The organism is Streptomyces sp. NPDC058665 (genome assembly GCF_042714995.1).
Classification (GTDB): Bacteria; Actinomycetota; Actinomycetes; order Streptomycetales; family Streptomycetaceae; genus Streptomyces.
The window spans coordinates 12,588-31,616 of sequence record NZ_JBHXRX010000020.1 but is presented as its reverse complement, the minus strand read 5'-3'; the positions used below and the strand labels follow the sequence as shown (position 1 = coordinate 31,616).

Genomic DNA, 19,029 nt, shown 5'->3' with positions numbered 1-19,029 from the left:
CCCCGAGGTCGGCGGCTCCACGTCAGGGAGTGTATAAACAGGGCTTGACCTGGGTGACGGCCACGCAGGAGCTGGTGACCACGGTCAGGGCCGCGAAACAGTTCCTGACGTACGTGTCGGCCGGACCGTTCCAGTACGCCGTCGCCGAGGCGCTGCGGCTGCCGGACAGCTACTTCGAGGACCTGCGCGACGATCTGCGGGCCAAGCGCGACCTGCTGTCGGCCGGGCTCGTGGCGGCCGGGTTCGAGGTCTACCGGCCGGCGGGCACGTACTTCGTCACCACCGACATCCGGCCACTCGGCGAGAGCGACGGCTTCGCGTTCTGCCGCGCGCTGCCCGAGCGGTGCGGGGTGGTGGCCGTGCCGAACGCGGTGTTCTACGACCACAGGGAACAGGGCGCGCCCTTCGTCCGGTTCGCGTTCTGCAAGCGCGCGGAGGTCCTGGCGGACGCGGCGGACCGGCTGAAGACGCTCGCGGCGGGGTGAGCGCGCGAGGACTTCAGGGAATGACCTACGGCCCCGCGTGGACCTGGCAGGCCCACAGGCTCGGCGTACGCGGGTACTCGGCGCGCAGTTCGCACACCGCGCGGTGCAGGGCGCGCGCCGTGCCGTCGACGGTGAGCGGGCCGCCGTCGGCGGGGTCCAGCCGCTCGTACAGCCCGCGCGCGACCCGCGCCCCGATCCTGTCGTCCACCGGCCAGAGCGAGCCGACGACATGGGGGAAGCCCGCCATCTGGAAGGCGCTCGCGATGTGCACGGACTCGTCGGCGAGTTCGGCGCTGATACGCATGGTGTCGCAGGCGGACAGATAGGCCAGACGGGCGCCGGGAAGGCGCAGCCGGGCGAGATCGCGCACGGTCGGAGACGCGTCGGGCGGGCCGTGCAGCACCAGCCGGCCGTTCGAGGGGCGCAGCGGATCGCTGACGGCGTGGCAGGCGAAGTGGACGTGCGCGTGGTCGCGCAGGCGGGCGTCGACCGCGGCGCGGGTCGCGGCGCCGTCGGCGAGGAGCGTGGCGTACGGCAGCCGTCGCGCGAGCCAGTCGGCCTCCTCGCGCGCGCCGGGCAGCGCGGGAAGCCCGTCCGCCTCGGGGACGGCGACGATCAGGAGGGAGTCGCCCGGGGCGTCGGGGGCAGGGGTGTCGGCGGCAGGGGCGTCGGAGCGGGGGCGCGCCGGGGCGCGTGTGCGGGCGTGGTGGAGCGTACGGAGCGTGGGGGCGTACGAGGAAACCACCCGGTCGAGGGCGCCCGGCCCATTGCCGTCCGGCGCCGCGGCGTGCAGGGGTAGCGTGCCGAGCAGTCCGCCAGGCGACCACCAGATCCGCGGCAACTCCTCCCCCTCCGGGGGGACTTCGAGGCCCAGCCGGTCGAGGACGGGACCTGTGACGGCGGACCAGAGCCAGTCCAGCGTGGCCCGCACCTCGCCCTGGGCCCGCAGCGCCTCCTCGTGGCCGCTCCCCGGCGCGTTCATCCGCGCGAGCGCGTCGTGGAAACGCTCGGTGCGAGAGGTGACCGCCGGCGCGGTCAGCAGCGGCAGCGGCAGCGCTTCGACCGAGCCCCCGGTCACCAGGAGGGCGCCACCGGCCGGGGCTTCGGCGCCGCCCGTACTGTCGGCGGGCGGCACATGCACCAGCACGACGGGCCCCTGTGCGGCTGCCGCGCCCAACTCGGCGTCGTCCCAGTCGCGTACGGACCGGAAGAGCCGCAACTCGGGGTGCTCGGCGCGGATCCGGGCGGTCAGCCCGTCCCACTGGGCGGTCAGCCGCTGCCGCCGGTCGCTGGCCGGGGCCAGGGGAACGGACGGCTCGTACGAGGAGTCCTCCGGCTCCGGCACCAACTCGTCCGTCGACGCGTCGAGTCCCTGCCGCAGCCTGACCAGCTCCTCCGCCAACTCCGGTGCCTTGCGGCCCAGTTCCGTCAAGTCGCTGTTCGCGTCGAAGGCCTGCGCCAGCAGCACCCCGCGAGCCTGCTCCAACAGCCGTACCGCCAGCCCCGGTTCACCGCACCGGACCGCGCACGCCGCAGCCTCCGCGCCCAGCCCCACCGTCCCGCCGAGCCGGAACTCCTGGTCGTCACGGAGGAGATGACGCGGCGAGAGGACCGGCATCAGGTCGACCGCGACGACGTACCCCTTGAGCGCGAGATCCGGTCTGCCGAGTTCCATCCCGGCGCGCGCCCACCGCCAGGCCGCGTCCAGCCGCTCCGAGGACGGACACTGCGGTTCGAGCGCCGCCTCGCGGAAGGCCGCGGCGGACTGCCTGAGGTCGTCCACCGCGCGCGTACGTGCGTACCGTTCGGCCAGCAGTTCACCCAGCGCCGAGAGCCGGGTCGTGAGATTCGGGTGCTCCGGCGGCGTCGCGTCGACGGCCTCCCGCAGCAGCCGGACCGCCCGTTCGTGTGCTCCCGGGAACCACCCCGCACGCAGCGAGGCCCGCTGGAGAACGGCCGCCGTCATCAGGAAGTTCGAACGCAGCGGCGATCCTTCGGGCACGGCGGCGATGGCCGTTTCCAGCACCCCCCGCGCTTCTCGCAGATCCCGGCGCCGGTGGGTGATGTCGAAACGCGAGAGCAGGATGAGCGACAGTGACAACTGCCTCTGCGGCAGAAGCGGATCGGGCGCGTCGGTCAGCTCCAGCGCCGCCCTGATGTGTTCCACAGCCTGGTCGGCCGTGGCCACGTCGCGGGTCCGTCCCGCCGTACGCGCCAGCGCGCCGCCCGTCGCGGAGAGAACCGCCGCGCGCTTCGACGCGGACGCGCCGGGCAGCGAGGCGGCCCGCCGCCGGCAGTCCAGCGCCTCCGCCAGATCGGCCGAATCCTGAAGCCTGTTGTGGCGGAGCATCAGCGCGGCGCTGAGATTGATCAGCCGTCCGCCGAGCAGATGATGTCCGGCGGGGGTCTCGCGGACGGCCTCGCGCTGCGCGTCGACCGCATCCGTCAACACCGCGAGGTCGGACGACTGTTGATGGAGCGAGAGCAGGACCGCGCCCAGATTGGTGAGTGCGCCGGGCCGGGACGCGTGACCTGGCGGCAGCATCGCGAGCGCCTCGCGCATCCTGGCCACGGCGGTCACGAGATCTTCCGGGGCGCCGAGGCCGCGCTCGTACCGCCCGCGCAGCTCCAGGGCGGAGTTGACCAGCCGCTGGACCGTACGGCCGGACGTCCCGGCGGTGTCCCGGGGCTCCTCGTCGCGCAGAAGCCGCCGCGCCTCCTCCAGGTCGCGTACGTCCCCGATGCGCGCGTGCCGCAGCCGCAGCGCGAGGCCCAACTGCCCGTCGGCGCGGGTCCGTTGGCCCGGATCCGCCCAGACCTCCTGGCGCGACCGGGCCAGTACGGCGATGGCCTCCTCCAGGTCGGCGAGCTCACCCGTCCGCTCGTACCGCTTCACCAGCATGAGGGCCAGATCGGCCAGGGCCGAGCCCGGTCCGAGCGGGTTCCCGGCCACGGCGCCCCTGCTGAGCGCGACGACCTCGTCGAACTCCTCGACCGTGCCGCCCGACCGGTCCAGCCGCAGGCTCAACGCCCGTGCCAGGATGCTTCTGTGGCGGGCGAGGTCGGGGTGGTTGTCGTCCGTCTGGGCCAGTACGTCGCGGGCGATCCCGGCTGCCTCGTCCAGGTCCTCCCCGTCGGAGGTCCGCTCGTACCGCTCCACCAGCGCCAGCCCGTGATCGCTGAGCCGGGTCAGACGCTCCGGGTCTGCGGCCGGACTGAGCCGGACGGAGCGGCGGCCAAGGCGTAACGCCTCTTCGGCGAGGTGCGCCGACTCCTCGCGCAGTGCGTCGTCGTCCCAGGCGCGCGCCGCCACGGCCAGCGCGTCTGCCAGGCGGGAGACTCGTACGGCGAGCTCCGGGTCGTCGGCGGCGGTGGCGAGCACGGAGAGCCGGCCGGCGGCGATCGCCTGCGCGCGCACCAAGTCGGGCGAACCGCCCTGCGTTTCGAAGGCCCTCGCCATTTCCGGTGGCAGGCCCGGCAGTTGACGGCCCTCACCGGCGGCCGTGGCGGCCATGCACACCCCGCTCCACACCTCAGGCCCGTCGGCGTCGGCGGGGTCCGGCCAGGACTCCGGGGGCAGCGAGGCCCAGAGTGCCGCCAACTCCGGTGGTACGGCCGCCCGGTCGCACACCCAGACGGGAAGCAGCAGCATCCCCGCGCACGAGCCCTCCTCCGCGCCCTTTCCCTCGCCGAGCTCACCGCAGCGGGCCCAGTACAGCCAGCCGGCCGCCTGCCGGGCGTCCATGTCCGTTCGGAGGTCGCAGCCGCGCAGCAACGCCGCCAGCTCCGCGTCGGCCTCCGGGCCGAACACCAGTGACCCGTCGCCCCGTTGAATGGCGCGGTCCAGCCGTCCCGTCACCGCGCCCAGCAGGCCGTCCCGGCTTCTGCCCCGCACCCGCACGCCTGCCTCCGCTCCCGTCCGACAACTGACCCATTGTGTTGGACGGCGGCCCAAGCGTGCCCGCCCAAGGCACACTTGAGGCCATGACCGGATCAGACACGGCGTACGGGGAGGGTCCACGCGCCAGCTCCATCGCGGCTCTGTGCGCGCTGCTGGGGGCACGGGACGGGCTCTGGCGCACGGACGAAGAGGTCTCGGCGGCCACCGAACGCGCCAGGGCACTGCTCGCGCCCGGCTCCACGGCGGATCCCGGGCAACTCGACGCGGCCTTCCGGGAGTTGGACGAGGCGCTGCTCCGGGCGGGCGACGCGCGCGGGCTGGGCGGCCAGCTTCGGGTGGGGCCGGGCCGGCCGTACCCCGGTCCGACGATCCCGGGCATCCGCCCGATGATCAAGGTCGCCCTCTGCCCCGGCACGGTCCTCTGCACGCGCCGCGAACCGGCGAAGGACCTCCGCCCGGCGCCACCGTGCGCGCTCAACGGCACCCGAATGCGCAAGGAACGCCTGCGCCGGGACCAGACGACATGAGCACGGTCGCGCCCAGGGCGTGTTGCGACAGCGGCGCCGCCCACCGACGGGGCCGGGCTCACGGCGGCTGGTGGGTGCGATCGCAAGGCGGAGGCACTTCCCGTGCCCGAAGGGCTACGGAGAGAGCGCTCGTGCCGACGAGCGGTCGACCGCACCGCGGCGGGCGCGGGCCGGACGGAACTCTCCGGACAGGACCTGGGCCCTGTCCGACAATTGGCGTCTGGCGCGCAACGCCCTGCACGCACGCTCGCCGCGTTGTCGGGGTCGGGGTCGGCCAAGTACGCCCAGTACGAGACCGGTCCTCCGCCTTGCGAGCGCACGCGCCGGACGCCGCGCGCCCCGCCCCTCCGGCGGACGACGCCAATCGTCGGACACGGCCCAGGCTCGCGCGCCGGTGAACCCCCTCCTCGTCACGCTCGGCACCAAGCTCACCGAGCGCTGGCTCAACCTCCTCGTGCTGCCCGGCGCGCTCTTCCTCGGAGTCGTTGCCGCGGGCACCACCCTCGGGCACACCCACTGGCACGACATCGACCGGCTGCGCGAAGCCCTCGACGACCTGACCGCGCGGCCGGTCCTGGACCGTACGGGCACGGCGGCCATCGCGGTGGCGGTGATCCTGCTGCTCTCATCGGCGCTGTCGCTGGCCGCCCAGTCCGTCGGGACCGCCGTCGAGAGCTTCTGGCTGCGCGAGAGCCGCTTCCCGCTCGGGCGCCGGCTCCAGAGCCGGCGCCACGCGGCCTGGCAGCGGCTCGACCACGAACGGACCGAGGCGATCCGCGACCCCGCCACCCCGGCGGCCGACATCGAACGCCTCACCCGGGCCCGCGACCGTATCGCCCTGGTCCCACCGAGCCGCCCCACCTGGTACGGCGACCGGCTCGCGGCAGCCGCCGCGCGCGTCCACGCGGCGTACGGCATCGACCTCGCCGCCGTCTGGCCCCGCCTGTGGCTCATCCTCGCCGAACCGGCCCAGCGCCAGATCGAGTCCGCACGCCTCGCTCTCGCCACGGCGGCACGGCTCGGCGCGTGGTCACTCGGCTATCTCGCCGTCGCCGCGTGGTGGTGGCCGGCGGCCCTGATCGCCCTGGGCTGCACGCTGATGGCCCGTTCCCGCGCCCGCGAGGCGGTGGAGTCGCTGGCATCCCTCGTGGAGGCGGCGGTGGACGTCCACGCCCGGGACCTGGCGGTCCTGGTGGGCCTGGAACCCCCGGAAGCGACGGGCGGCCCGCTGTCGCCGGACACGGGGGACAGCATGTCGGAGGTCTTCCGCAAGGCGGACTGACGGGCGCGGCGGCAACCCGCCATCGCCACCGCCCCCACCGGCTGCGCGCTCGCGAAAGCCCGGCCGAGAACGGCGATCGTGCTTGATCGCGGCTCTCGCCGGGCTGTCGGGTGCCGCAAGACACCAGGGCCGTACGCGCGGCCTCTCAGGCCTCGTCGGCCGGCTTCTGCTCGGTGGGCTTGTCCTCCGTCGGCGTCAGCCCGAAGGTCTCCACCAGCCACTTGTCGAACTCGATCGACGCCCGCACCCAGCTGACCGTCGACGACACGAAGTGCTCCAGGCTGACCCCGGTACCGATCAGCATCTGGGCCTCGCCGATGAGCCGGACGGTCGTGGGGCCGTCCTCCTCCTCGTGCACATGGCTGTAGACCTTGGGCCACAGCGTGCGGCGGTTCCAGTCGTCGATCGCGTCGAGGATCTTGGGCTTGTCCTCAAGGGCGTGCGGCCGGTCGTAGAAGGTCCGTACCGAGAAGACCTGCTGGTCGTCCTCACCGCGGAACATGAAGTACGTACGGAAGTCCTCCCACGGCGCGGCGAGGTCACCCTCGTCGTCGACGACGTACTTCAGCTCCATCTGGTCGAGGAGCTGCTTGACCAGATCCTGGTCGGGGACGACAGGGCCCGCCGGTCCCGCAGCCTGCGGTTGGGGCTGGGCCCCGAAGTTCGGAATCGAGGACGGGTCGATGGTCATCGCTTGATTCTCCTGAGGAAGGCATGCCGTTGTCTGACAACGACCCTAGCCGCGATACCCGGGCCGCAACCCCGCACCCCGTCGACAATCCGGCGGAAGGCAGGGCCGGCCCGCCACCGTTGCGGTGACGGGCCCGGGGGTCCGGCCGGAAGGACCCGTACCCGCGCGTCCTACGGCGTCTTCTCCAAAGAAGGCGACCCCGCGCCAGGCCCCGACTCCCCCGTACGCGCCCCCGGCTCCCGCTCCCGCGACGCCGGCCCCACGATCAGCCCGTCGCCCGCGCGGTCCACCCGTACCGTGTCGCCCTCCACGACCTCGCCAGCGAGGATCTCCTTCGCCAGCCGGTCGCCGATCGCGGTCTGGATCAGCCGGCGCAGCGGCCGCGCGCCGTACGCGGGGTCGTTGCCCTTGTCGGCGAGCCAGGCCAGGGCATCCGGCGTGATGTCGAGGGTGAGGCGGCGGTCCGCCAGCCGCTTGGCGAGCAGGCCGATCTGCAGGTCGGCGATCCGGGCGAGCTCCTCCTTGGAGAGGGCGGAGAAGACCACGAGATCGTCCAGCCGGTTCAGGAACTCCGGCTTGAACGAGGCTCGTACGGCCTCCAGGACCTGCTGCTTCTTCGTCTCGGCCGAGGGGATCGGATCGACCAGATACTGACTGCCGAGGTTCGACGTGAGGACCAGGATGGTGTTGCGGAAGTCCACCGTCCGCCCCTGCCCGTCGGTGAGCCGGCCGTCGTCCAGGACCTGGAGCAGGACGTCGAAGACCTCCGGGTGCGCCTTCTCGACCTCGTCCAGCAGGACCACGCTGTACGGCCTGCGGCGGACGGCCTCGGTGAGCTGGCCGCCCTCCTCGTAGCCGACGTAACCGGGAGGCGCCCCGACGAGCCGCGCGACCGAGTGCTTCTCGCCGTACTCGCTCATGTCGATACGGACCATGGCCCGCTCGTCGTCGAAGAGGAAGTCGGCCAGTGCCTTGGCCAGTTCGGTCTTGCCGACGCCGGTCGGTCCGAGGAAGAGGAACGAGCCCGTGGGCCTGTCCGGGTCCGCGATGCCCGCGCGGGTGCGCCGTACCGCGTCCGAGACCGCCTCGACCGCCTCCGTCTGACCGATCAGCCGGCGGCCGAGCTCCGCCTCCATACGGAGGAGCTTGCGCGTCTCGCCCTCCAGCAGCCGCCCGGCCGGGATCCCGGTCCACGACCCGACGACGTCGGCGATCTCGTCCTCGCCGACCTCCTCCTTGACCATGGGGTCCTTGGCGGCCTCCTGCTCCGCCTCGGCGGCCTCCGCCAACTCCCGCTCCACGTCGGGGATCTCGGCGTACCGCAGCCTGGACGCGGTGGCGAGGTCCTGGTTCTCGACGTCGTTCTCCGCGCGGTCGGCCCGCATACGCAGATCGTCCAGCCTCTGCTTCAGCTCACCGACGCGGTTGAGGCCCTGCTTCTCCTTCTGCCAGCGCGCCTCCAGACCGCGCAGCTCCTCCTCACGGTCGGCGAGGTCACGGCGCAGCTTCTCCAGACGCTGCTTGGACGCGGCGTCCGACTCGTTCTTCAGCGCCAGCTCCTCCATACGGAGGCGGTCGACCGATCTGCGGAGCTCGTCGATCTCGACGGGCGAGGAGTCGATCTCCATACGGCGGCGGGACGCGGCCTCGTCCACAAGGTCGATGGCCTTGTCGGGCAGGAAGCGGGAGGTGATGTAGCGGTCGGAGAGCGCGGCGGCGGCCACCAGCGCCGCGTCGGCGATCTGCACCTTGTGGTGCGCCTCGTACCGGCCCTTGAGGCCGCGCAGGATCGCGATCGTGTCCTCGACGTTCGGTTCGGCGATCAGCACCTGCTGGAAGCGCCGCTCCAGCGCGGCGTCCTTCTCGATGCGCTCGCGGTACTCGTCGAGGGTCGTCGCGCCGACCATGCGCAGCTCGCCGCGCGCCAGCATGGGCTTGAGCATGTTGCCCGCGTCCATGGCGGAGTCGCCGCCGGCGCCCGCGCCCACGACGGTGTGCAGCTCGTCGATGAAGGTGATGATCTGCCCGTCGCTGTCCTTGATCTCGGACAGGACGGTCTTCAGCCGCTCCTCGAACTCGCCGCGGTACTTGGCGCCCGCGACCATCGCGCCCAGGTCCAGGGAGACCAGCTTCTTGTTCTTCAGGGACTCCGGCACGTCGCCCTTGACGATGCGCTGCGCGAGCCCTTCCACGACGGCCGTCTTGCCGACGCCGGGCTCGCCGATCAGTACGGGATTGTTCTTCGTACGGCGCGACAGCACCTGCACCACACGGCGGATCTCCTGGTCCCGGCCGATGACCGGGTCGAGCTTGCCCTCACGCGCGGCGGCCGTGAAGTCGGTGCCGAACTTCTCCAGGGCCTTGTACTGGCCCTCCGGGTCAGGTGTGGTCACCCGGCGTCCTCCCCTTGCCTTCTCGAACGCGGCCTGCAACCTCTTCGCGCCGGCACCCTGCCGCTCCAGCAGGTCTCCGGCCGTGCCGCCCTCGGCCGCGATCCCGATGAGCAGATGCTCGGTGGAGACGTACTCGTCGCCCAGCTTCTTCGCCCGCCTGGCGCCGTCGGTGACGACGGCGATCAGCCTGGTGTCGGGAGCGGGCGGGGCGACGGTGGAGCCCCGCACGCTGGGCCGCTCGGCCAGCAGCCGCTCCGCCCCGGACCGTACCTCGGCCTGGTCGGCGTCGACGGCGACGAGCAGGTCGGTGACGTTCTCGTTGTCCTGGCCCCCGAGCAGGGCCAGGAGCAGGTGCGCGGGTGTCAGTTCGGCATGGCCCGCCGACACCGCGCGCTCGGTGGCGGCGTTGAAGGCGTCCTTGCTCTTGTTCGTCAGCTCGGCGTCCACGTGCGGTCTCTCCTCCTCGGCGCAGGGTCCGTCCCCAAAGAACCTGACCCACCCAACGTACGCAAAGTTGAGTCTATTCCACTCAAGCCCGAAGGGGACGCGTCCCGCTCCACCGACCAACTACCGCCGACCCGCGCCCCCGAGGCCATTACGCGCCTATTCTTCCGGCATGGCCCAAGACGTACGTGCTCCCGACGCCGACTATCTCGCCTTCTGGCGCGAACGCCACCTGTGCACCCTGACCACACTCCGGCCGGACGGCACACCGCACGTGGTGCCGGTGGGCGTGACGTACGACCCGGAGACCCGGCTGGCACGTGTCATCACCGGCAAGAACTCCACCAAGGCCGCGAACATCCTCGCGGCGGGCCCGGACGGGGCACGGGTGGCGGTCTGTCAGGTCCAGGGACGGCGCTGGGCGACCCTTGAGGGCGTCGCGACGGTACGGACAGAGGCCGACAGGGTCGCGGACGCGGTAGGCCGTTACGCGGCCCGCTACGAACGCACGCCGGCACCCAACCCGGACCGGATCGTCATCGAGATCGCCGTCGACCGCGCGCTCGGCAGAGGATGACCGGCCCCGCGCGGTACGCCGGCGTCCGGCCCGCACGAGGGCAGCACAGCGGCGCCATCGCGTTTCAGGTCCACGATGGCGCCGCTGTGTGGGGGAAGCGCCCGAGCGATCTACTACGACGGGGGAATCGCTCAGGCACTGCGGGGGGTGGCGGAAATGGTCTGTGGTTCGACCAGCTGGTGGTCACGCTGGTCAAGATTTACGAAAATCATGTCGTACCGAATCGCGCAGCGCACAGGCTGCGGCGCCCCCCGAGGCTTCCTCAGACACCGGTAGGCACGGACGTCCTCATCCTCCTCGCGGACGACGACCACGGGCTCACCGAACAGGGTGACCATCAACGAGTCACCACGGTGAGGGATCGCCGTGACGAGATCGATGAAGTGCCATCCCGACCGGTAGGCCGAAGCCATCTCGCGCCGAAAGACCCTGTCGTCCGGCGGGACAGTCATGCGCCCAAGTCCACCGGTGCGCTGTCCCAGGAGGGATCACTCGGCAGGGCCTTGACGGCGGACACAGACGCACTGTCCGCCGAGGGGGTGCCACCCGCGACGAGCGAGCCCGTCACGGCCACCGCAAAAGCAAGTACGCAAAACGCGCGAGCCATCCTCTTCATGGACGATCTCCACCCCATTCTGATCACTATCCTCCCCCCGCGACTAAGACGATGGACCACGCAGAACGCTTCCACCAGCGAGCACAGGCATCATGTTCCTGTAATTCAGGACCCTGAGGGGGTGTCAAATGCAGTCAAGTCAGGGAATTGACGGACATAGGCATGGGCCTGGCGAACTATGCGAAGCCGGAAAAAACCTCTACGCGGCAGCTCTACGTTCCGGCCGGCTGTCCCGGTCGGAGGTGGAGAGCGCGCCCTGCCTGCTCGCCCTCGCACTGCTGCGCCCGGACCCGGACGATGTCCAGTGGCTCAGGCCGGTATCCCCGTCGATCGCACTGAATCAGCTCACGCATCCCCTTGAGCGGGAGATCCAGGAGCGACGCCAGCTCGCCATGTCGCTGGCGGAGACCTTCGAACCGTTCATGACGCTCACCGCCATGGACCCGTCAGCCACGCACGCCATCACCGTGCTCGAAGGGCTGAGCCTCATCAACTCCACCCTGGACCGGGTCACCGCGGAGTGCACCGAGGAACTGCTCACCGTCCAGCCCGGCAGCGGACGGAAACCGGGCTCCCAGGAGGAGGCCCTGCGCCGGGTCCGCCCGCTGATAGACAGCGGCGTGAAGATGCGGACCCTGTATCAGCACACGGCCCGGCACCATCCCGCCACGCTCGCCTACGTGGAACGGGTCGCGCCGCACGGGGTGGAGGTGCGCACGCTTGAGGAGATCATCGAGCGCCTCATCATCGTCGACCGCAAAGTGGCGTTCGTACCGGCCCGCAGCGACCGCAGGATCGCCCTGGAACTCCGCCACGAGGGGCTCGTGCAGTATCTCGTGGGCGTCTTCGAGCAGTTCTGGCTCCACGGAACTCCCTGGGACGAGCAGTTGTCTTACGCGCCGGAGATCGACGGCATCACCAGCATCCAGCGCTCCATCGCCAAACTCCTCATCGACGGCCACGTGGACGAGGCCATCGCACGCCGGCTCGGCATGAACGTCCGCACCTGCCGCGCGCACATCGCCAAGCTGAGCACCACACTCGGCAGCGGCAGCCGGGCCCAACTCGGCTACCTGATCGCCCAGTCAGGCATTCTGGACCATGATCACTGACTTTTCGAAGAGGGGAACCGTGACCGCATCGGGGGGAGACGCGGTCACGGCCGATGTGCGAAGCGGGAGTTGAACGTGCTCCCAACCACCGGCAACGATCCCGCAGCACCCGGAATACCACCACCGCCATCTTCATGCATTGCAGAAACAGGGGGGTAGCCGTATAGGCGCAAATATGGACAATCAGCCGCATCCGCACAGTGACCGCGAATTGTGCGAGACGGGGATCCAGCTCTACAGCGAGGCGCTGCGCAACAGACGGATCGCTCGCGCCGCGCTGGGGCCGGCGCCCTGCCTCCTCGACATGGCGCTGCTGTACCCCGACCCTCTCGACGACGCGTGGCTGTGCCCGGTACTGCCGTCCGCGGCCCTGGCACACCTTCTCCAGCCCATCACGCGCGAGATCCACGAACGCGTGCGGCTCACCGCCTCCCTCGTCGACTCACTCGCGCCTCTGAGCGCCGTCGTCGCCGAGGACCCCAACCTCTCCATCACCCTGCTGGACGGAAAAGCGCTGATCGACGCGAAGGTCGGCGAGGCCGCGCGTGCGGCGACGCAAGAGATCCTGACAGTCCAGCCGGGCTTCAGCCGGGAGCGCGAACTCATGATGGAGGGTCTGTCCCGCTCCCTTTCCGCCATCGAACGAGGCGCCCGATTACGGCACTTGTACCAGCACCCGGCGCGCTACAGCCCGCACATCAAGGAGTACCTGGAGAACGTCCCCGCCGACCGGCTGGAGGTACGCACGGTCGAGCAGACCGTCGAGCGCCTGATCATCGTCGACCGCGCGCTGGCCTTCATCCCCGCCAGCACCGACCGCCGCACGGCCCTGGAGATCCGGCACCCCGCCCTGATCACGTACCTCATACAGGTCTACGAGGTCCTGTGGGCCCAGGCGACCCCCATCACGGAACGCCCGCCCGCCGTCTCCCGGGACACCCCGGTCACATCGGTCCAACAGAGCATCGCCCGCCTCCTCGTCGAAGGAACCACCGACGAGGTGGTGGCCCGCCGCATGGGCATCAGTGTCCGCACCTGCCGCTCGCACATAGCCAAACTGATGCAGGCCCTGGGCGCCTCCAGCCGCACCCACCTCGGCGCCCTGCTGATCCAGTCGGGCCTGGTCGATCCCGAGACGCCCCGTTCAGTGTGACTCGTTCCTCTTGTCGGGGAACGCCACCCTGAGGAAAACGAAAAGCAGCGAGATCAACGTGCCAGGACCTGCGCAGAACACCACCGCTGGGCCCAACTGGGTGAACACCACGGCGTACAGCCATGCGACAGTTCCGACCGCGACATGGCCGACAAGAAGGTGTGTCGCCACACCCCTTTCCCTCATCGCGAGGAAGGGCAACAGAGTCCACGCCGTCGCCAGGGCCAGGTACACGAGGGGCACAAGGGCCATCACCGAAGACCTGTTCTGTTGACCTCGGCGACCTTGCGGCCGACCTCACCAACGGGCCTCTTCTCCAAGCCGACTGTCCTTTCGCTCCGCGAAAACGCTGGCACAAAGCGGTGGGTGCCGAACGGGCCGGAGCGGTCCAGGAAGTCGGCGAAAGACCGAGGGCCCGGTGCCCGCTGGATCTCTCCAGGGGGCACCGGGCCCTCCTCCCCGTCAAGCTCCTGGTCCTAGTCCGACGACAGCTTCGGCTTCGGCCGCCACACCACCAGCGCGCTCGTCTGCTGCACGTCCTGGTACGGCACCAGGTCACGCCGGTACGACGCGTGGACCTGGGCCTCGCGTTGGCGCATCGCCGCCGCCGCGCCGTCCACCGCCGCGCCCAGTTCGGCGACGCGTGCCTGCAACGCCGCGACCTGGTTCTCCAGTTCGATGATGCGCTTGATTCCGGCCAGGTTGATGCCCTCGTCCTGCGACAACTGCTGTACCTGGCGGAGCAGTTCGATGTCGCGCGCGGAGTAGCGCCTGCCCCGGCCCGCCGTACGGTCCGGCGAGACAAGGCCCAGCCGGTCGTACTGGCGCAGGGTCTGCGGATGCAGGCCCGACAGTTGGGCCGCCACCGAGATGACGTACACCGGCGATTCTTCGGTCAGTTCGAAGCTCGGATTGAACGATGAGCGCGGTCGACGCCGCCCGACCCCGTCCATTGGAGTCACGCTCCCTTCGCTGCCTGGAACAGCTCGTCCCGCGGGTTCTCCCCCGCGGTCGCCTTCCGGTAACTCTCCAGCGCGTCACGGGCCTCGGCGCCGAGTTCCTTGGGCACGACCACCTCGACGGTGACCAGGAGGTCGCCACGGGTGCCGTCCTTGCGTACGGCGCCCTTCCCCCGGGCGCGCATCGTACGGCCGTTGGGCGTGCCCGCGGGCAGTTTCAGGGTGACCGGCGGCCCGCCCAGCGTCGGGACCTTGACCTCGCCGCCGAGCGTCGCCTCCACGAAGGTGACCGGCACCGTGACAGTGAGGTTGTCGTCCTTGCGGCCGAAGACCGGGTGCGAGCCGACGTGGACCACCACGTACAGATCGCCCGCCGGACCGCCGCGCTCACCCGGAGCGCCCTTGCCGCGCAGCCGGATCCGCTGGCTGTCGCTGACGCCCGCCGGGATGCGGACCTGCATGGTCCGTGAGGACTTGGCACGGCCGCTGCCCTTGCAGACCTCGCAGGGGTCCTGGGCGATCAGCCCACGGCCCTTGCAGTCCACGCACGGATCGGTCAGCGAGAAGCCGCCGCCCGTGCCGCGCGACACCTGTCCGGTGCCCACGCAGGTCGGGCAGACCCGCGGCGAGCCGTTCTTGTCGCCGGTGCCCGAACACGCCTTGCAGGGCGCCTGGCTGGACATCCGCAGCGGGACAGTGGCCCCGTCGACCGCCTCGGTGAAGCTGAGCGTCACCTCGGACTCGATGTCCTGGCCGCGGCGCGGCTGCGTACGCGTACCGGTGCCGGGACCGCCCCTGTTGAAGAGGCCGCCGAACACGTCCCCGAGCCCGCCGCCGAAACCGCCCGCGCCGCCCTGGCCCTGGGGCCCTCCGCCGCCGCCCTGCGGGCCGCCTCCGAAGAGGTCGCCCAGGTCGAAGTTGAAGGACCCGCCGCCACCGGCGCCGGGGCCGGTCCGGAAGCCGCCGCCGTTGCCGAAGAGCGAGCGCGCCTCGTCGTACTCCTTGCGCCGCTTGGGGTCGCCGAGCACGTCGTTGGCCTCGGAGATCTCCTTGAAGCGCTCCTCGGCCTTGACGTCACCCTTGTTGGCGTCCGGGTGGAACTCGCGGGCGAGTTTCCGGTACGCCTTCTTGATCTCGGCCTCGGTGGCGTCCTTGGGGACGCCGAGAACCTTGTAGTAGTCCTTCTCCACGAAGTCCTTGGTACTCATTCCCGACGTCCCTCCTCACTGCCCGTCATGCGTACTGCCCGTCCGTACCGCTGTCGCGCACGTCAGCCCTCGTCCGGGCCACCGCTCTCCTCGTCCGTGTCCGGCTCGTCGGCGGTCTTCGCCTTCTCCCCGGGCTGGACCCCCGGCTGGGGCTCCGCCACGGCGACACGGGCGGGCCTGATGGTCCGCTCGCCGAACCGGTACCCAGGCTGCAGGATCGCGACGCACGTGTCCTCGGTGACATCCGGCGCGTAGCTGTGCATCAGGGCTTCATGGATCGTCGGGTCGAAGGGCTCGCCCTCCTTGCCGAACTGCTGGAGGCCCATCTTCGCGGCCACCGTTTCGAGCGATTCCGCCACCGACTTGAACCCGCCCACCAGCTCGGCGTGTTCACGGGCGCGCCCGATGTCGTCGAGCACGGGCAGCAGCTCGGTCAGAAGGCTCGCGACGGCGATCTCCTTGACCGTGACCCGGTCCCGCTCGACCCGGCGGCGGTAGTTCTGGTACTCGGCCTGAAGCCGCTGGAGGTCTGCCGTGCGCTCACCGAGCGCCGTACGGACCTGGTCCAGCTGTGCGATCAGGGCGATCTGTGTGGCGTCCTGCTGTACGTCCCCGGCCGGGGACGCCGGGCCCGGCTCCTTGGCGGAGCCAGACGCGGCGGCCTTCGGCGCGGCGTCTTCGGGGGTGGCGCCGGAAGGGACGTCGGGCTCCTCTTCGAAGCCCGGAGTCTCCTCCGTCACGCGGCACCGTCCTTCTTGGGCTTCTCGTCGTCGACGATCTCGGCGTCCACGACATCGTCAGCGCCGTCGGGGCCGCCGGCGGGACCGGCCTGCTCCGTGCCCTGGGCGTCGTTGCCGGCGCCCTCGGCCTGCGCGTTGGCGTACATGGCCTGGCCGAGCTTCTGCGAGACGGCCGCGACCTTCTCCGTGGCCGTACGGATCTCGGCCGTGTCCTCACCCTTGAGCTTCTCCTTCAGCTCGCCGATGGAGGTCTCGACCTCTTCCTTCACGTCACCGGGGACCTTGTCCTCGTTGTCCTTGAGGAACTTCTCGGTCTGGTACACGAGCTGTTCGGCCTGGTTGCGGGTCTCGGCGGCCTCGCGACGGCGGTGGTCCTCGTCCGCGTACTGCTCGGCCTCTTCGCGCATCCGGTTGACCTCGTCCTTCGGCAGCGAGGAGCCACCGGTGACGGTCATCTTCTGTTCCTTGCCGGTGCCGAGGTCCTTCGCGGCCACGTGCATGATGCCGTTGGCGTCGATGTCGAAGGCGACCTCGATCTGCGGCACGCCGCGCGGGGCCGGCGGCAGACCGGTCAGCTCGAACATCCCGAGCTTCTTGTTGTACGCCGCGATCTCGCGCTCGCCCTGGTAGACCTGGATCTGCACCGACGGCTGGTTGTCCTCGGCCGTCGTGAAGATCTCGGAACGCTTGGTCGGGATCGTCGTGTTGCGCTCGATCAGCTTGGTCATGATGCCGCCCTTGGTCTCGATACCCAGGGACAGCGGGGTGACGTCGAGCAGCAGGACGTCCTTGACCTCGCCCTTGAGGACACCGGCCTGGAGCGCGGCACCGATGGCCACGACCTCGTCGGGGTTGACGCCCTTGTTGGCGTCACGGCCGCCGGTGAGCTCCTTGACGATCTCGGCGACGGCGGGCATACGCGTGGAGCCGCCGACCAGGACCACGTGGTCGATCTCGGACAGCGCGATACCGGCGTCCTTGATGACGTTGTGGAACGGGGTCTTGCAGCGCTCCAGCAGATCGGCCGTCAGCTGCTGGAACTGCGAGCGCGTGAGCTTCTCGTCCAGGTGCAGCGGGCCCTCGGCGGACGCCGTGATGTACGGCAGGTTGATCGTGGTCTCGGTGGAGGACGACAGCTCGATCTTCGCCTTCTCCGCGGCCTCGCGGAGACGCTGGAGAGCCATCTTGTCCTTGGCCAGGTCCACGCCGTGACCGTTGGCGAACTGCTTCACCAGGTAGTCGACGACACGCTGGTCCCAGTCGTCACCACCGAGGTGGTTGTCACCGTTGGTGGCCTTCACCTCGACGACGCCGTCACCGATCTCCAGGAGCGACACGTCGAAGGTGCCGCCGCCGAGGTCGAAGACGAGGATCGTCTGGTCGTCCTTGTCGAGCCCGTACGCCAGCGCGGCGGCGGTCGGCTCGTTGACGATACGCAGGACGTTGAGGCCCGCGATCTCGCCGGCCTCCTTCGTGGCCTGGCGCTCGGAGTCGTTGAAGTAGGCGGGGACGGTGATGACCGCGTCGGCGACCTTCTCACCCAGGTAGGACTCGGCGTCGCGCTTCAGCTTCTGAAGGACGAACGCGGAGATCTGCTGCGGGTTGAAGTCCTTGCCGTCGAGGTTGATCTTCCAGTCGGTGCCCATGTGGCGCTTGACCGACCGGATGGTCCTGTCGACGTTCGTGACTGCCTGGCGCTTGGCGACCTCTCCGACGAGCACCTCGCCGTTCTTGGCGAAGGCGACGACGGACGGCGTGGTCCTGGCGCCTTCGGCGTTGGTGATGACGGTGGGCTCGCCGCCTTCGAGAACGCTGACGACGGAGTTAGTCGTGCCCAGGTCGATGCCGACCGCACGTGCCATTTCGATTCCTCCAGCTGACTTGAGTGGAACAGGCTCAAGGATGCACGACCGATCCCTGGGCGTCAACAGAGCTGAGTCGAGGGGACTCAACTAACGTGCGGCCCGATTTCGGGGCGCCACCCGGGAACCATGCCGTGCGACAGCCGTTCCCGCAGGCCCGCGCGCCTTCGGAACTTCACTCCCCCGCTGGGCCAGGATCGTCCGGCACCCGCTTCGCAAAAGCCACGAGTCACGCACTGTCCACACAAACGGTCGGGGGTATCTCATGGTTCCGCGCCCGCTTCCCGGCCCGGCGACCCGCGCCGGTGACCATCCGCGCCGGGCCACCGGCCACACCCTGGGCCGCGCGCTGAAACGCGCCCTGGGCCGCACCCTGAACCGCGTCGTCAACCGCGTCGTCGACCGCCTCCTGGACCGGACCCTCGGCGTCCTGGACCGGACCCTCGATCATGTCCTCGACCCCAAGCGCCTTCTGGACCTGACGCTGGGTTCACTGCTGCTGGTTCTGTCCTCACCCGTACTGGCCGCCGTCGCCCTCACCCTCACGCTCTCCAGGCGGCACCCCGGCAGCGCCTTCACCCACGGACCCCGGGTCGGCATGGACGGCCGGATCTTCGCCGTCCGCTCCCTGGCCACCCCCCGCCACCGGCTCGACCTGCTGTCGCGCCTGCCCCATGTCGTACGCGGCGAGATGTCCCTCGTCGGCCCCGCGCCGCTCGCGCCCGGCGACCCCCGCGCGGCGGCGCCCTGGCGGCAGTCCGTACGGCCGGGCCTCACCGGCCTCGCCCAGGTGCGCCGGCGCTCCCCGCTTCCTTGGGATGAGCCCGCGCTGCTCGACCAGCACTACGTGGAGCATCACTGGATCGGCCTCGACCTGCTGATCCTCGCCCGTACGCCGGCCGCAGCCTCCGCCCCGTACGAGACGGACACGGCCACGCCGCGGATCCCCGCACAGGGTCACCTCAGCGACACAGATCACCGGCCGCGCGGCTACAGTGCGGCGGGATAACTGGGTACCCTCAGCACAAACCGATTAAGTTACCGCTTAGTAGAAGCAGTTACTTCTCAGTAGAAGCCAC

The 19,029-nt window shown here is 70.6% G+C and carries 14 protein-coding genes and 2 pseudogenes; 7 read left to right on the top strand and 9 right to left on the bottom strand.

Annotated features, from left to right (window positions below; translation table 11 throughout):
* Nucleotides 1-50: 50 nt before the first annotated feature.
* Nucleotides 51-485: pseudogene (locus ACFWV8_RS15305) on the top strand (aminotransferase class I/II-fold pyridoxal phosphate-dependent enzyme); the annotation flags it as partial.
* A 25-nt stretch (nt 486-510) separates the two neighbouring features.
* Here ACFWV8_RS15305 and ACFWV8_RS15300 read toward each other — a convergent pair.
* Complete coding sequence (locus tag ACFWV8_RS15300; protein WP_384201284.1) at nt 511-4,380, bottom strand: CHAT domain-containing protein; 3,870 nt, start codon at nt 4,378-4,380, stop codon at nt 511-513.
* Nucleotides 4,381-4,469: 89 nt separating this feature from the next.
* Between ACFWV8_RS15300 and ACFWV8_RS15295 the strand changes: the two genes are divergently transcribed.
* Nucleotides 4,470-4,913, top strand: coding sequence for a hypothetical protein (locus ACFWV8_RS15295; RefSeq protein WP_384201281.1), 444 nt, complete (start codon nt 4,470-4,472; stop codon nt 4,911-4,913).
* 394 nt (nt 4,914-5,307) lie between these two features.
* Nucleotides 5,308-6,195, top strand: a complete 888-nt coding sequence (locus ACFWV8_RS15290) for a hypothetical protein (RefSeq protein ID WP_384201278.1) — start codon at nt 5,308-5,310, stop codon at nt 6,193-6,195.
* A gap of 145 nt (nt 6,196-6,340) precedes the next feature.
* On the opposite strand, the gene ACFWV8_RS15285 is transcribed toward ACFWV8_RS15290, so the two are convergent.
* Both ACFWV8_RS15285 and clpB read right to left on the bottom strand, forming a co-directional pair.
* The gene (locus ACFWV8_RS15285; protein WP_329384161.1) at nt 6,341-6,886 is read right to left on the bottom strand and encodes a YbjN domain-containing protein; all 546 of its coding nucleotides are present in this window, start codon (nt 6,884-6,886) and stop codon (nt 6,341-6,343) included.
* A 248-nt stretch (nt 6,887-7,134) separates the two neighbouring features.
* Nucleotides 7,135-9,726 (bottom strand): annotated as a pseudogene (gene clpB / locus ACFWV8_RS15280) (ATP-dependent chaperone ClpB); the annotation flags it as partial.
* A 169-nt stretch (nt 9,727-9,895) separates the two neighbouring features.
* Here clpB and ACFWV8_RS15275 point away from each other — a divergent pair.
* Complete coding sequence (locus ACFWV8_RS15275; RefSeq protein WP_384201275.1) at nt 9,896-10,300, top strand: pyridoxamine 5'-phosphate oxidase family protein; 405 nt, start codon at nt 9,896-9,898, stop codon at nt 10,298-10,300.
* Nucleotides 10,301-10,431: 131 nt separating this feature from the next.
* Here the strand turns inward: ACFWV8_RS15275 and ACFWV8_RS15270 are convergent, their stop codons facing one another.
* Nucleotides 10,432-10,752 carry a hypothetical protein gene (locus ACFWV8_RS15270; RefSeq protein ID WP_023539836.1) on the bottom strand — a complete coding sequence of 107 codons (321 nt, stop codon included), beginning with the start codon at nt 10,750-10,752 and terminating at the stop codon, nt 10,432-10,434.
* A gap of 292 nt (nt 10,753-11,044) precedes the next feature.
* Between ACFWV8_RS15270 and ACFWV8_RS15265 the strand changes: the two genes are divergently transcribed.
* Both ACFWV8_RS15265 and ACFWV8_RS15260 read left to right on the top strand, forming a co-directional pair.
* Nucleotides 11,045-12,028, top strand: a complete 984-nt coding sequence (locus ACFWV8_RS15265) for a helix-turn-helix transcriptional regulator (RefSeq protein WP_384201272.1) — start codon at nt 11,045-11,047, stop codon at nt 12,026-12,028.
* 175 nt (nt 12,029-12,203) lie between these two features.
* Nucleotides 12,204-13,181 (top strand): LuxR C-terminal-related transcriptional regulator, encoded by a 978-nt coding sequence (locus ACFWV8_RS15260; protein WP_384201270.1) that lies wholly within the window; start codon nt 12,204-12,206, stop codon nt 13,179-13,181.
* Here the strand turns inward: ACFWV8_RS15260 and ACFWV8_RS15255 are convergent.
* The 5 genes from ACFWV8_RS15255 to dnaK form a co-directional block, all read right to left on the bottom strand.
* Nucleotides 13,173-13,433, bottom strand: coding sequence for a hypothetical protein (locus ACFWV8_RS15255; protein ID WP_384201267.1), 261 nt, complete (start codon nt 13,431-13,433; stop codon nt 13,173-13,175). The two genes, ACFWV8_RS15260 and ACFWV8_RS15255, sit on opposite strands and share 9 nt — an antisense overlap.
* Nucleotides 13,434-13,657: 224 nt before the next feature.
* Nucleotides 13,658-14,134 carry a heat shock protein transcriptional repressor HspR gene (locus ACFWV8_RS15250; RefSeq protein WP_329384173.1) on the bottom strand — a complete coding sequence of 159 codons (477 nt, stop codon included), beginning with the start codon at nt 14,132-14,134 and terminating at the stop codon, nt 13,658-13,660.
* A gap of 5 nt (nt 14,135-14,139) precedes the next feature.
* Nucleotides 14,140-15,348 carry a molecular chaperone DnaJ gene (dnaJ, locus tag ACFWV8_RS15245; protein ID WP_384201263.1) on the bottom strand — a complete coding sequence of 403 codons (1,209 nt, stop codon included), beginning with the start codon at nt 15,346-15,348 and terminating at the stop codon, nt 14,140-14,142.
* Nucleotides 15,349-15,410: 62 nt separating this feature from the next.
* Entirely contained in the window at nt 15,411-16,088 is a 678-nt protein-coding gene (gene grpE, locus ACFWV8_RS15240) for a nucleotide exchange factor GrpE (protein WP_384201260.1), read from the bottom strand.
* Complete coding sequence (gene dnaK, locus ACFWV8_RS15235; RefSeq protein WP_384201257.1) at nt 16,085-17,950, bottom strand: molecular chaperone DnaK; 1,866 nt, start codon at nt 17,948-17,950, stop codon at nt 16,085-16,087. Before dnaK ends, grpE begins: the two co-directional genes overlap by 4 nt.
* A gap of 265 nt (nt 17,951-18,215) precedes the next feature.
* Between dnaK and ACFWV8_RS15230 the strand changes: the two genes are divergently transcribed.
* Nucleotides 18,216-18,959: a sugar transferase gene (locus tag ACFWV8_RS15230; protein WP_384201254.1), complete on the top strand. Its 744-nt coding sequence runs from the start codon at nt 18,216-18,218 to the stop codon at nt 18,957-18,959.
* The last annotated feature ends 70 nt before the right edge of the window (nt 18,960-19,029 follow it).

Coding starts and splice junctions, on each gene's coding strand:
- ACFWV8_RS15295 (WP_384201281.1), top strand. CDS start 4,470: ATGACCGGATCAGACACGGCGTACGGGGAGGGTCCACGCGCCAGCTCC.
- ACFWV8_RS15285 (WP_329384161.1), bottom strand. CDS start 6,886: ATGACCATCGACCCGTCCTCGATTCCGAACTTCGGGGCCCAGCCCCAA.
- ACFWV8_RS15275 (WP_384201275.1), top strand. CDS start 9,896: ATGGCCCAAGACGTACGTGCTCCCGACGCCGACTATCTCGCCTTCTGG.
- ACFWV8_RS15270 (WP_023539836.1), bottom strand. CDS start 10,752: ATGACTGTCCCGCCGGACGACAGGGTCTTTCGGCGCGAGATGGCTTCG.
- ACFWV8_RS15265 (WP_384201272.1), top strand. CDS start 11,045: ATGCAGTCAAGTCAGGGAATTGACGGACATAGGCATGGGCCTGGCGAA.
- ACFWV8_RS15260 (WP_384201270.1), top strand. CDS start 12,204: ATGGACAATCAGCCGCATCCGCACAGTGACCGCGAATTGTGCGAGACG.
- ACFWV8_RS15255 (WP_384201267.1), bottom strand. CDS start 13,433: ATGGCCCTTGTGCCCCTCGTGTACCTGGCCCTGGCGACGGCGTGGACT.
- ACFWV8_RS15250 (WP_329384173.1), bottom strand. CDS start 14,134: ATGGACGGGGTCGGGCGGCGTCGACCGCGCTCATCGTTCAATCCGAGC.
- dnaJ (WP_384201263.1), bottom strand. CDS start 15,348: ATGAGTACCAAGGACTTCGTGGAGAAGGACTACTACAAGGTTCTCGGC.
- dnaK (WP_384201257.1), bottom strand. CDS start 17,950: ATGGCACGTGCGGTCGGCATCGACCTGGGCACGACTAACTCCGTCGTC.
- ACFWV8_RS15230 (WP_384201254.1), top strand. CDS start 18,216: ATGGTTCCGCGCCCGCTTCCCGGCCCGGCGACCCGCGCCGGTGACCAT.